Raw genomic sequence first — 12,992 nt, 5'->3', positions numbered from 1 at the left:
GCGAACTCTTCTCGTTTTATCTAGTGACCATAGTCGGCGCGCTCGTATGAGGAAAGCATCGTTTGAACGATACGCGTGCCGTCGGACTTCAAGTCAAACCGCGGATCCTCCTCCAGCCAGGTCTGGAACGTTCCGCGCATTGCAAACCAAAAGGTATTTGCCGCAGTGTCCGACGTCCAGGGATCTGATAATTCCTTTCTCGCCTCCGCGTATCCAAAGATGCTCCCTAACGTAGCACGCATCTCCTGTTGAAACTTGCGGTCTTCATCATAGAGGGCCACTGTATCGGAGACCTTCTTATCGTAGATCTGGAGAATTTGCCTGCCGTTTGCATTGTCTGCAAAATATTGAATGGCTGATGCGGCAATCTCGGCGATTGCCTTCAATGGCTTCTCAACCAAACCCGCGTCATGGAGCCGGCCCAGCTTTCTCCCATGCCAGCATAGCTCATCGCGCAAGGCTAGTAGAATGTGCATCTTTTGTCCGAAATGCCACTGAACGGCGCCGGTTGATACAGCCGCTTCGGTGGCAATTTGCTGCAAGGAGGCGTCATCGTATCCTCTTTCGATAAAGACAACTTCGGCAGATCGTAAAATCCGCATTCGGGTAGCTGCAGCCTCTTCCGACGTCCTTCTCATGCATCGCCTCCCTGTTTCCAGCCGCACAAATCCTCCTGCGAGCGCTTTTCAGCCGGCCCACGAGAAACAAGAAATAAGAAACAGGTCATGATTTGTCACGATAATTTCGTTACAAAATTAACATCGCCGACCTGGGTGTGCGTGTCGCCCGCGCTCGTAATATCATTCCGCTTTTTAGACAACGCGTTTCAGGTAGCCGGCAAAAGGGCCTTGATTTACCCTGCACCCACCTAAACATCGCTCTTTTCTAAACATGACTTTAGAGTGGGACTACCATTTTCAGTGGTAGTTAGAAGCGCCTCGGCGTCCTCTTCAACGAGGAGGATGTTCCGATGACTTGCCGTCAAGAACGCTTTGCCAACAACATGATCAAGAGTACCCCTCCGCTAAAGGCCGCCTGTCCTGACTTGCTGACTGGCGTTATGTCCATGGCTTATGTCATGTGCTACAATCATTTACCCCCATTGAAATATTGTCCGCCGACGATCTTGGTCGCCGGCGGGATTGATCAGACGAGAGAAAGTTTGGATCGTTGATGAGAGCCCGCAAGGATTCGGCAGGGGCCGGCGACGGCCCAGCGATATGGATTGTCGCGATCACTGTTGACGACCTGGCGTCGTCAACATCGTGGCGAGCTTCTGAGCTTCCTTCACTCATCTGTTCCTTAATCGTCACGGCAAAGATGAACGATATCGATCCGCAGGCCTGGCTGGCCGACGTGCTCGCCCGCAGTCCTGGCATTTCCCGTATCACGGCTACCGGAACTGTTGCGTGGAACTGAGGGCAGCACACCCTTTACCGACCGCAGCATCGAGAGCCTGCAGGAGTTCCTTGCCGGCGTGCGCTCCTGGGAAGGCGGCGTTCGCCCTCGCCAAGGGATGGGCTATCCCAGCCTGGTCTGTGGTTGTCAATGCCGTGTGAATTTTCTCGACTATTGGGGAGTATCGCTCCGGTAATGACACGTGGTGAGCGATCAACGGGTGAGACGGTCAGAAGGGGTTCTATTACTAGAGTATCCGTTTTGATCAAGCGTGTTTTGGCTGCCATTTTCGATTTTTCCGCAGCAATGCGTTTGCGAGCACAATGAGCTTTCGCATGACGGCTGTTATCGCGACTTTTGGTGGCTTTCCGGCTTTAGTGAGTTCTTCGTACTTCGTCTTGAGTTGCGGGTTGAAGCGGCATGCGACAAGAGCTGGCATATAGAGCGCGTGGCGGACGATGGCCCTTCCGCCAGCGATGAAAGCGCGTCCGGTCCATCGTCCGGACTGGCGGCTCATGGGTGCCAGTCCGGATAATGCGGCTGCAGCCTTCTCATCCAGCTCGACCAGTTCGGGCATCTCGATTAGGAGCGTAAAGGCCGTGATCTACGAGACGCCAGGAATCGAAACAAGTATATCGAACCTGGCTTTGAGGGAGACATCTGCGCCGATCAGCGCCATGATGGCCTCGTCCACAGCCTTCATTTGGCGCTCGATCTGCCTGAGCCTATCGACATTTTGTCTCTTCAATAGCAGGGTGGAGACGTTCTTCGCCCTGTTCTTTGCGGCAGTCCTGTCCTCGATCAGGGCCAGACGCGCGACATGTAATTCCTTCAAGTGGTTGTGGATTTGCGTGTTGGCTCGCAGGATGCGCGGTGCCAGAAGTGCGCCGTAATGGGCCAGCAGTCCGGCATCGATCCTGTCGGTCTTGGCCAGTCTGCCCGTGGCTTCAGCAAAACGTCGGGCAAGGCGCGGATTGACCTTGGAGAGCGGCAGCCTTTGGACCATCATGAAGCGCTCGAAGGCCTTGTGATAGGCGCCTGTGGGTTCATAGACAATCCGCTCCACGCCCTTTGTGCCGATCCATCGGACAATTGCGGCAAATCCCTTGCGGTCATTGGCAACCGTCAAGGTTCTTCCCTCAGCCAGGCTGTGCAGATCGATATGGTCTTTCGAGATGTCCGCGCCGATGGTAATATCCGTCATCTTTTCTCATCTCCCATGCTTGTCATCCGAGCCTTAAAACTCGGGTATCCGTTCAGGACGATTGGAAAAGATGGGGGCGATCAAACTCTAGTTCGGCCCGGCATTCGAAAGAATGGCGGCCTGCACGTCAACGACCCGTCCCCCATCGCCGGAAGAGGATAGCCGTCCTCTCCGGCGCTTCTTTATCTCACGAAGAAGCAAGAAGTTTATAAGACAAGCTGGTAACGGTCGGGTCCGGCACATGCTGGTCGAGAGCGCCTGGACTAGGCCGTCGACTCATAAACTCTGACACCAGATTCTTGGGGCGACGAGTTTGACAGCTGCGAGATAGTTTTCCGGGCGCTTGTCGTAGCGCGTGGCGATACCTCGAAACTGTTTGATCTTGTTGAAGAAACGCTCGACAAGGTTCCGCTGCCTGTAAACCCAGCGCGAGAACGAGAAGGAGCCCTTGCGGGTTGCCCTCGGCGGGATGTTGGCCCAGGCCTTTCGCTCGGCCGCCTTGGCGCGGATTGCGTTGGTGTCATAACCCTTATCGGCAAGCAGGATATCACCTTCGCCGAGGTCGTCTGTCAGTGCATCGGCTTCAGTGCAGTCAGCAATCTGGCCGCCGGTCAGACGGAGCGTGACTGGCCGACCTTCGGCATCGACGAGCGCGTGGATTTTGCTCGTGAGCCCGCCGCGGGAACGTCCCATGCAACCATCGTCTCGATCCCCTTTTTTCCCGTGGCCGCGTGTTGATGAACGCGAACACAGGTCGAGTCGATCATGACGATGTCGCCGTCATAAGCCTCTGAAACGGCTTTAAGAAGACGATCCCAGACACCGGCCTTACGCCAACGGACGAAGCGGTTATAGCAGGTGGTTGGCCGCCCATAACGTTCTGGAACTTCCGACCACGGCGAGCCGGTTCGGAAGCGCCAAAGGATGCCGTTCAGGACCCGTCGGTCATCGACACGAGGAACGCCGCGAGGCTTGTTCGGCAGTAGGGACGAAATGATTGACCACTCGTGGTCGGTGAGTTCGTAGCGGCGGCGTGTCATCATAGCTCCTAATTCGGAAGCCTTGAATCACGCGGAACGCAATGCGACAAGAGAATTTATGAGTTTACCGCCTAATCGGCATACGCTGAAGGTCGGCACGAAAAAGCTCTAACTCATGTAGCAGGCCCCATCGAAAGTTCGAGAGATTGCATGGAAGGCTTAGAGTCGGCTGACATCTCGATATCAATTGCTCGCCACTCTGGGAAAGCGAACGACAGCGGTTTGCACGTCCATTACCCGGGAGCTGACCGGCTTCATCTGGGCTGCTGCGAGGGAGACGCAGGCGATCAGATCGTAGATCGCCGAAGCGAGCTTTGCACCTCGCCTATGGCTGGAGGCGGGATTACGGCAGGGTAACACGCGCTAGTCGCTTCTTGGCCGGCCCTGGGCCGACGCAAGTAATAAGATCGGAATAGCCCCAGACGCATAATCGGGAATGCGGTAGCCAACCACGCCTCGGAACTCGATCACCAACGTGTTTGAGTTGCGCCTCCAAGATTTCAACTTTCGCGGCAACCGACCAGATAATCCTCAGACCGCTGCTGTTCCCCGACCCGCCGACCGCTTCTGGTTGTACGAATGAGACGATCGATCCTTGATCATCATGTCCTCATTAACCGGTCAGCGTGAGCGGTGCGCTTGGGAGTCAGGAGCTACAGCAGGCGAACCGCTGTCAAATGAGAGCTTTTGAGTTTAATCATAACAATCAATATTTTACATTAATAAGGCATAAAATTAATGTTTACAATCGTATTGCAAACGGAAGACGCCTTTTGCTATGGTTGTGTCTAGAATAAATACCATCTCCGCACTCAGATATCTTAGCCAATCTACTTCTACTGTTGTTTTTTTACAATCTGCGCGGCGTAGCCCATGGACAGTTGAAAGTATTGACCGTGAGACAGTGTCGCGTCACGTCCGCTAGTCGATAAACAAGCACGAGGTGCACATGTTGATATATCTTATTTATGGACCGACCTGCAGCGGAAAAACCGATTTGGCAATCCAGGTGGCACGAGAAACCGGCTGGCCTGTAATTGCGCTAGATCGAGTCCAGTGCTGTCCTGAAATTGCCACCGGCAGCGGGCGTCCTTTGGCGTCGGAACTGCAGTCCACTCAGCGAATCTATCTGGATTCACGCCCGCTCGCTGCAGGTGTGATCGAAGCAGAGGCGGCTCATCGTAAGCTCATCTCGGAAGTGGAGAATCGCAAGAAATCTCCTGGCCTCATCCTCGAAGGTGGTTCGATTTCCCTTCTGAACTGCATGGCCAAGGACCCCTTTTGGAACGCCGCTTTTCGATGGCATGTAAGACGACTGCGCCTTGCAACTCGGGATGTTTTCCTTCCCCATGCTAGACGTAGGGTTACGGAAATGTTTGCTGTCAAGAACGACCGCCCGTCTCTATTGGAGGAGTTGGTGGATCTCTGGAAGCAGGAGGCGCTCCGGCCAATACTGGAGGATATCGACGGGTATCGTTGTGCGATCCGGTTCGCCAGGGAACATAATATTGGGATCAGCGATTTGTTACGTCTCGATTCGACGCGGCAGCAGGCGCTGATAGCAGCGATCGCCGACGAATATTTTGATCACGCGCAGTGGCAAGAGCGCGACTTCCCTGATTGCGGGCAACACGATGGATTCCGGCTGAGCAATCCATACGCTGTATCGTCTTCGACTAACGAGATCTGCTATCGCTAAGTACAGAAGGTAGCAAGTTCTTTCCAAAAACACGTCGTTATTTGTGACACCCTGTGAGCAGCCACTTCTAAGATGTAGCCGCGACGTCCCAATTTAAGGGGCAGGCATTCCGAGGGCGGCGACACTGGCTCTCGAAAAATATGTTCATCATTGGAGAGCGATATGCTGAACAGTCCCATCCCAACAACTTCATTACCGAGTATCGATCTTCTATATGATTATGGATCGTTCTTGCGATTGAGCGATTGTGAAGGTGGTATTGGGAGCGTTGCTCAAAACAGTCTCCGTCCCCGGATTGGCATCGTGGGCGCCGGCATCAGTGGCTTGGTGGCGGCGACTGAACTTTTGCGGGCCGGAATAACGGATCTCGTGCTATTTGAGGCGCGGGATCGTATGGGTGGAAGGGCTTGGTCACAAATTTTCGACCCGCGCGAACCAAATCTCATTGCCGAGATGGGTGCTATGCGATTTCCTTCCAGCGCAACCTGCCTGTTCCATTATCTGGACAAATTCAGGATAGATACCGCAGCTTCATTCCCCGATCCGGGCATCGTGGATACTGAGGTACATTATCGAGGTGAGCGCTATTTATGGCAGGCTGGGGAATCTCCGCCGCCTCTGTTCAAGCGTGTTTATCAAGGATGGCAAGCTTTGATCAACGACGGTTATGTGCACGAAGGAATTCAACTGCCGGCACCAGCTAAGATCACAACATTGCTTCGGTCGCGTCGCTTCGACGAGGCTCGTCAGGCTTGGCAGGCTTGGCTAGATTCGTTTCGCGACCTCTCTTTCTATTCAGCCTTGGTCACCATCTTTACCGGACCGCGGCCGCCAGGGCGCGTTCCTTGGAAAAGACCGGAAGATTTTGAGCTTTTCGGATCGCTGGGGATTGGATCTGGAGGCTTCTTACCTGTGTACCAAGCCGCGTTTACCGAGATACTGCGTCTGGTGATCAACGGGTACGAGGACGATCAGCGCCTGATCATGGGAGGGATCTCCCTGTTGGTGAAACGGTTGGCTGAACAGGAGTTTCACGGTGTGAGTTTGCAGCAGCGTGTCCGCAACGGTCATGTGAGCCGTATCTACAAACAGGATGGCCAAATACTTTTGATGGGCGCTACAGGGCAGGTTGAGCCCTTTGACCGCGTCATCGTTACCACCAGCAATCGGGCTATGGAACTGGCCCATTGTCTCACGGCGGATGGAACATTTCTTAACAACGAGGTTTTGCGAGCGGTCAGACAGACTCACCTTACTGGCTCTTCCAAGCTGTTTATGCTGACAGAAAGCAAGTTCTGGTTGAAAGGGGTATTGCCTACAACCATCCTGTCCGATGGCCTTGCCAGAGGCGTTTACTGTCTAGATTATCAGCCAGATGATCCAGATGGTAAGGGCGTAGTGCTATTAAGCTATACATGGGAAGATGATGCTAACAAAATGCTTTCCATTCTGGACAAAAAAGAAAGGTGCCGGCGCCTGGTCGATGACCTGGCCACCATTTCCGCTGATTTTGCTCGCCATTTAGTTCCGGCGAACGGTGACTATGAACGCCACGTTCTGCAGCACGATTGGCTGATGGATCCCTATTCAATAGGTGCTTTCAAACTCAATTATCCTGGTGAAGACATCTATTCACAGCAGTTATTTTTCCAATTTACTACAGCAAAAAGACCGGAAGAAGACACGGGCCTGTATCTCGCAGGATGTGGATGCTCCTTTACCGGCGGCTGGGTCGAGGGCGCATTACAAACGGGCTTGAATGCCGCTTGTGCTGTTATCCGCAGCTGTGGCGGGCAGCTCTTAGAGGGGAACCCTATCGATGAGATGACTTCCGCTTATCGATATTGAGAACCGGTAGATTTATCGTCCTGTAAAAAAGGCTACTTTAATGTTCGTAAGGTCCACTCTCGAGGAGATTTGCAATCAAATACAGGCCGGGGAAATCTCGGTGTTGGAAATCAGAGAAGCGACATTGGCAGCGATGCTTCGAAACAGCCAGCTCAATTGTTTTATCCACGATAGTGGGGTTGAGCAATCGTTTGCCAAGCCTGATGCCGCCTGTGTGGACGCTCCACTTTTTGGGATACCTGTCTCTTTTAAGGATAACATCTGTGTGGAAGGGCAACCGGTGACCGTTGGGACGTCCGCAATGGCGGCCTGCATCGCTCCGCGTGATGCTAAAGTCGTCAGGAACCTGAAAGTTTTGGGAGCGGTGGTCTCCGGCAAGAACAACATGCATGAACTCAGTTTTGGTGTCACGTCGGCAAATATTCACTGGGGAACCGTCGGAAACCCGGTAGCGCCTGGCTATTGCGCTGGAGGTAGCAGTGGCGGGGGTGCCGCCGCTGTGGCTGCAGGAATTGTACTGGTTGCAGTTGGTACCGATACTGGTGGTTCGGTAAGGATACCTGCATCTTTCTGCGGCATTGCCGGTTTTAGGCCCACAAGCGGGAGATGGTCATCGTCCGGCATCATTCCGGTATCGGGAACCAAAGATTCGCCCGGTCTGCTGACGCGCAACGCGGCAGATGCCCTTTTTGTCTACAAGTTGCTCTCACCTGACGAACCGGCGACGGCTGCTGATACGTCGCCTTTGCGAATAGGCCTGCCGTCTTCGCTATGGACCGGGCTAGATGTCGACGTCAAGTCGGTTTGCCGTGCTGCAATCGATAGCTTGAAGTCTGTCGGGCATCAATGCGTGGAGGTAGACGATGCCTCGATACTTGAACTGAGTCAGACGATCACCTTTACGGTGCCGCTTTACGAATTCTTTTTGGACTTCCCAAGGGCGCTAGTCTCATTAGGTTGGGAAGACAAAATATCTGAGGTTTTCGAGAACATTCGTGACAAGAATGTTTGCAGTTTAATTCATACACACTTGGGCGGCGGGCTGATTACTCCCGCCCATTATGCCGATGCAATTTCCAATGTCGGACGATTGCGGCGGAAAATCAATGCGCTTTTTAACTTCGGCGACATCGATCTGCTAGCCTATCCTACGGTCCCCCAGGCGGTACCGCTCGTTTCTGAGGCCGCACACCCAGACATCTTTGCTAAGTGCATCAGAAATACCGACCTCGCCAGCAATGCGGCGCTTCCTTCGATTACGATCCCGGTCGCTCCGAAGGGCGCCCTCCCAGTGGGATTAAGCTTTGATGCTGCATTTGGGCACGATCGGTATCTATTGGAAGCTGCCACGCGTTTCGAGAAAGTGATAAGCTTACAAGTCGGCTCGAAGAAGCAACTATCCAGAGCCGAGCGTCTTGAGCCAAACAGCGGATGAACCGCGGCGCCGACATATGCGTGGCTGTTGCCGCTTGAATAGGCGCGAGAGAGCTGGCTCGGGAAAACTGCACAGCCAGGATAAGTGGAATTTCTGCCTGACTTCAGCTTAGATGCCGGAAACAGGAGAAATCATGACAAGACGACCGCACCGGAACCATAGCCCGGCTTTCAAGGCAAAAGTGGCGCTCGCGGCCATCAGGGGCGAGCAGACGCTTGTGGAATTGTCCCAGCAATTTGACGTGCACGCCAACCAGATCAAACAATCGAAAGACCAGCTCCTTGAGGGGGCGACAGGCGTTTTTGGTGATGAAGCGAAGGCGGAACCGGCGGGTCCAACCGTCGATGTCAAAACGCTGCACGCCAAGATCGGCGAACTCACACTGGAGAACGATTTTTTATCCGGTGCGCTCGGCAAGGCAGGATTGCTGGGCGGAAAGAAATGATCGACCGCCAGCATAAGCTATCAGTCGTGCGCCAGGCGAAGCTTCTCGGCTTCAGCCGTGGCAGTGTCTATTATCTGCCTCGTCCGGTGTCTGACGGCGATCTGGCTCTGATGCGCCGGATCGACGAGTTGCATCTTGACTACCCCTTTGCCGGAAGTCGGATGTTGCAAGGGCTCTTGAGGGGAGAAGGGTTACAAACCGGTCGACTGCACGTCGCCACGCTGATGAAGAAGATGGGCATCGAGGCGATCTACCGTCGCCCGAACACGTCGAAACCGGCACCTGGGCACAAATCTATCCCTACCTCCTGCGCAAGCTGGCGGTTACCAGGCCCAATCAGGTCTGGGCGATGGACCTGACCTATGTTCCGATGGCTCGCGGATTTGTCTATCTCTGCGCCGTTGTGGACTGGTTCAGCCGGAAGGTTCTGTCCTGGCGACTGTCGATCACGATGGAGGCAGCCTTCTGCGTCGAAGCAGTCGAGGAAGCGCTGGCCCGTTATGGCAAGCCCGACATATTCAATACCGACCAGGGCTCGCAGTTCACCTCGATGGACTTCACGGCGGTACTGAAGAAGGCTGAGATTGCCATCTCGATGGATGGCAAGGGTGCGTGGCGGGACAACGTCTTCGTCGAGCGGCTCTGGCGTTCGATCAAATACGAGGAGGTCTACCTTCACGCCTACAAGACCGTGTCCGAGGCCCGTGTCGGCATTGGCCGATATCTGACCTTTTACCATAGCCGACGCCCACATTCATCCCTTGACCGGCAGACGCCGGATCAGGCTTACTTTAACGCGCTGACACCGATGATGATGGCAGCATAATCGAGGCGGAAATCCACTTAGCGAAACGCCCGAAACTGTTCAGACAAACCGAGCCACCTCTAACTATTATATGAATGCACGAATTAACGAACATGACATAACGATAAATCCTGCCCAACAAATGTGTCTATAAAAAGATTAATGAGTGAGATACTACACTTTGCTAATCGCCAAAATTAAAACAAAGAAATAGTCGCTTAGCAAATTGCGCCAGACTCGAGGCGTCGCGCGGTCATGGGGAAATGCCCAAGGTAGATATGGCTTGTTAAAAGAGCGGTGTGGAGAGAGCCGTGATCAGCAACTCATTGCTCCACAACAAGCTCACACAGAAGCGGAACATCCGAATTTCAGAGAGCAATATCATGAAGCAGCATTCAAAATAACTTGGGAATAGATTCTTTAAAATAGTGTAGATATTGCGCACATTATAAGAGCAGAAATGACATTGATCTCAAGCACGGAGTTTAAAATTAAAATCGTATGTCTCAATATAGGATAATATTAAAAAGACAATAATACGTATGTCGAAATTTTCTCCGAAAAACCGCGATTTTATTAAAAGCGAAGCAACACAAAACATAAGACACTGCTAGGGATCTGGAAGATGAAGCATCATGTATAATTTACGATCTATGGAATAACATCACACGATCCAACAGCTATGATCGGATAATGGATCAAGTCGCCAATTTGATGCTCTCTCTGTTCCTCTTCTCCATCTTCCTCCTCCTCAACCTCTGCGTCTTCTGCGCGCTCTTCTACGTAGTTCCCGCCTCTCGCGAAGAACCCATAGTTTTCACCCTCGATCACCTCTGTCCCAAATCGCACGAACATCGAGCTTCTCATAATAGCTAGATAGAACAAGTTGGTCGATGGGCCATGATAATAATTGATTAGCCCTCCCTGATCACAGCGCTGCTGTAGCACATAATTGAGTTGTTGAGGGGTCAGCATCCAGGGCGCTATTTCAGTTGCCACCGCCCCGTGGTTAGAGGAACTAGAGGGAAGGAGACGATATAGGGCGCAATGCCGGGCGGTAGTTTCGTCAGCATACACAAAACTGAGGTATTGATCATTCATAATGTACTCATCATCGAACTCGCCAGGGTTGAGTTCGGACGGGTGGAAGTACATGGAATTACGCATCGTGTTACTGTAGTCAGTCTCCGCTTGTTCCAAGTGAATCCTGAGCTCTTGCTCGCGGAAGATAAAGGTGAAATCACGAACCGCCCATTGAGGAGCCGTCATAGTTAGAGATCGCTTATTGAGAATGATTTGTCGGAGTGACTAAGTGGGGTGGGGTTAAATGATTTATACTCGCGAGAAGCGCGATGACGCCACTCCTGAAGTCATCTTTTTGTACCAATCCTCCGCTAGTTTTGGCGATGGCACATGCATGAGTTATCTCGCCAGCTTGTGGACTAGATCTTCTCTTATGGTCAAAAGTCGAGCGCACGCGGTCGCCGGTGGGCCAATCACAGAACGCAATTTTCAAACTGCGTGCGCCGAAAGTGTCGTTTATTTAAGATAGCACGCAGCTAGTAGGCATATCAGGGCCCTCCCGGCTCGAATGTCAGTGATAGCGCCAGCACCGCCATTTGACAGAAGGCTCATTAAGCATACCACAATGTGAACAGATTGGGCCGCCCCCTAGCAAAGTCAAAAATGCGCAGCAATTAGGTTAAGCCCTAACCAATCAGCGCAAATCACGTAGTAATCAGAATTCTACAGAAAAATGACAGCCACTTTCAACAATTGCGTGCTTGAACTTGGACAATCATGCAATTCTATTGCAATATATATGTTTGTGACTGAGCAATATAAATTCAGCCTATCATCAATATTATCACCCACGAAGGCCGATGGCGAATTATATCGGAGAAGATTTGGCGACCTACGATCTCGATGGCGCAATTCAGAGCTTCATTCAGCTACATGGAGAAGCCAAAATTTTAGACACTGGCGAGACGGTGCGAACATCTGATCCCTTGATCTACATGTATGGGGACCAAAACATTATTCGCCGAACCTTTGAAGGAACTCTCTATCTCCCGGGGAAGAAGGAGGATACGTTTGTGTCGACCGATCCTAAGCAGATTAAAAACAGTTGTAGCCACACCCACTACATAGCGCTCTTTCCGAGCGAATTCTTTCTCCTAGTGGATCAACGCGGCGGCTATGCCAGATGTGCTGACACAGATGTTCTCTACCCAATTGTTGCGTACGGCACTCTTTGAAAAGGTTCCCCATGGGAGAACCCGCTTAAAAAAATTTCCTTGAATAAGCGATCGTTACGCTATAATTAAATAAAAGGAAATGGTTGTATTTTTTATTATACTTGCTGGCAATCTATATTAATGTATTATTCTGCATATGCCTGTTGAACACATCACCTGGTCTTTTGAGAATTACTAACTTAACCATCGAATGCTTTCAACAAGCCAGTCGCTTTAACTAAACTGTGTTTGTGTTTAAAATTATTCTGAAATGCGCCTACAATCTTTCTTGCACGCTTAAGATAGTTCAATCATTATGAGTTCCATTAGATGTTGAAGTCATCAGCGAGCCCACGAGGTTCTTCATTCACGCGAACGATGTGAGCGGCCTTAATCTTCTCTATCGCCTGAAGCGCTTTGTTGTTTTCGCCCAGCAGATTTTGCGTCAAAGGCTTCCAGTTCACAGCGAATTTTATCTGCACAAATATCTCTGTGACTAAGTGCAAGCCGAGGGGAATTGAACTAAGAAACCTATCTGCTGAACGTTCCTGCAAATAAACTTCGCTAGTTCACCCCTAACAATGTCTGAAATCAACGGATAAGGCACCTCTGACAATTGGCCGGCCATGTTTGAAAACTTTGTCCTTTGTTGAAAAAATCGCTATTCCTAGCAGTAATAATAAACCCAATACCGACCCGAATTCGTAAGCAGTAACGTCACAATATCAAGATGGAATAGACTCAACAGCATTGAAATTTTTACGCCAGGCTTGACTTACAAGCCGCTGCCGATGGCCCGCCTCGCCAGCTATTTTGGACTTCAGTACCGCGCCAACATAAGCGCTTACGTCAGTAACACAGGCCACTCCCTCTATAAATAA

9 protein-coding genes and 4 pseudogenes are annotated in these 12,992 nt (G+C 51.8%); 8 read left to right on the top strand and 5 right to left on the bottom strand.

Annotated features, from left to right (window positions below):
* Positions 1 to 20: 20 nt before the first annotated feature.
* On the bottom strand, positions 21 to 638 hold the full coding sequence (locus tag J5276_RS28720; RefSeq protein ID WP_209160151.1) for a TetR family transcriptional regulator: 618 nt from the start codon (positions 636 to 638) through the stop codon (positions 21 to 23).
* Between the two features lie 658 nt (positions 639 to 1,296).
* On the opposite strand from J5276_RS28720, the pseudogene J5276_RS30870 reads away from it, so the two are divergent.
* A pseudogene (locus J5276_RS30870) lies at positions 1,297 to 1,408 on the top strand (transposase domain-containing protein); the annotation flags it as partial.
* A gap of 255 nt (positions 1,409 to 1,663) precedes the next feature.
* On the opposite strand, the pseudogene J5276_RS28710 reads toward J5276_RS30870, so the two are convergent.
* Together J5276_RS28710 and J5276_RS28705 are read right to left on the bottom strand one after the other, a co-directional pair.
* Positions 1,664 to 2,602, bottom strand: a pseudogene (locus J5276_RS28710) (IS110 family transposase).
* 276 nt (positions 2,603 to 2,878) lie between these two features.
* Positions 2,879 to 3,642 (bottom strand): annotated as a pseudogene (locus tag J5276_RS28705) (IS5 family transposase).
* 949 nt (positions 3,643 to 4,591) lie between these two features.
* Between J5276_RS28705 and J5276_RS28700 the strand changes: the two are divergent.
* The 6 genes and pseudogenes from J5276_RS28700 to J5276_RS30640 form a co-directional block, all read left to right on the top strand.
* Positions 4,592 to 5,341 carry an isopentenyl transferase family protein gene (locus J5276_RS28700; RefSeq protein WP_209160144.1) on the top strand — a complete coding sequence of 250 codons (750 nt, stop codon included), beginning with the start codon at positions 4,592 to 4,594 and terminating at the stop codon, positions 5,339 to 5,341.
* Between the two features lie 162 nt (positions 5,342 to 5,503).
* Positions 5,504 to 7,189 (top strand): NAD(P)/FAD-dependent oxidoreductase, encoded by a 1,686-nt coding sequence (locus J5276_RS28695; protein ID WP_209160145.1) that lies wholly within the window; start codon positions 5,504 to 5,506, stop codon positions 7,187 to 7,189.
* 40 nt (positions 7,190 to 7,229) lie between these two features.
* The gene (locus J5276_RS28690) at positions 7,230 to 8,624 is read left to right on the top strand and encodes an amidase family protein (protein ID WP_209160146.1); all 1,395 of its coding nucleotides are present in this window, start codon (positions 7,230 to 7,232) and stop codon (positions 8,622 to 8,624) included.
* A gap of 133 nt (positions 8,625 to 8,757) precedes the next feature.
* Positions 8,758 to 9,069, top strand: a complete 312-nt coding sequence (locus J5276_RS30650; protein WP_247750039.1) for a hypothetical protein — start codon at positions 8,758 to 8,760, stop codon at positions 9,067 to 9,069.
* The gene (locus J5276_RS30645; protein WP_346016512.1) at positions 9,066 to 9,428 is read left to right on the top strand and encodes an IS3 family transposase; all 363 of its coding nucleotides are present in this window, start codon (positions 9,066 to 9,068) and stop codon (positions 9,426 to 9,428) included. The genes J5276_RS30650 and J5276_RS30645 overlap by 4 nt, the downstream gene beginning before the upstream one ends.
* Positions 9,323 to 9,895 (top strand): annotated as a pseudogene (locus J5276_RS30640) (IS3 family transposase); the annotation flags it as partial. The gene J5276_RS30645 and the pseudogene J5276_RS30640, both read left to right, overlap by 106 nt.
* Positions 9,896 to 10,525: 630 nt before the next feature.
* Here J5276_RS30640 and J5276_RS28680 read toward each other — a convergent pair.
* Entirely contained in the window at positions 10,526 to 11,143 is a 618-nt protein-coding gene (locus J5276_RS28680) for a RolB family protein (RefSeq protein WP_209160147.1), read from the bottom strand.
* A 614-nt stretch (positions 11,144 to 11,757) separates the two neighbouring features.
* Between J5276_RS28680 and J5276_RS28675 the strand changes: the two genes are divergently transcribed.
* Entirely contained in the window at positions 11,758 to 12,132 is a 375-nt protein-coding gene (locus J5276_RS28675; protein ID WP_209160148.1) for a hypothetical protein, read from the top strand.
* 305 nt (positions 12,133 to 12,437) lie between these two features.
* Here J5276_RS28675 and J5276_RS28670 read toward each other — a convergent pair whose 3' ends face one another.
* Complete coding sequence (locus tag J5276_RS28670) at positions 12,438 to 12,593, bottom strand: hypothetical protein (protein WP_209160149.1); 156 nt, start codon at positions 12,591 to 12,593, stop codon at positions 12,438 to 12,440.
* Between the last annotated feature and the right edge of the window lie 399 nt (positions 12,594 to 12,992).

Origin of the sequence: Agrobacterium sp. S7/73 (assembly GCF_019355535.1) — a bacterium.
In the GTDB taxonomy this organism is placed as follows: Bacteria; Pseudomonadota; Alphaproteobacteria; order Rhizobiales; family Rhizobiaceae; genus Agrobacterium; species Agrobacterium tumefaciens.
Note: the sequence above shows the minus strand (reverse complement) of the source record. Positions and strands in the feature narration are given on the sequence as shown.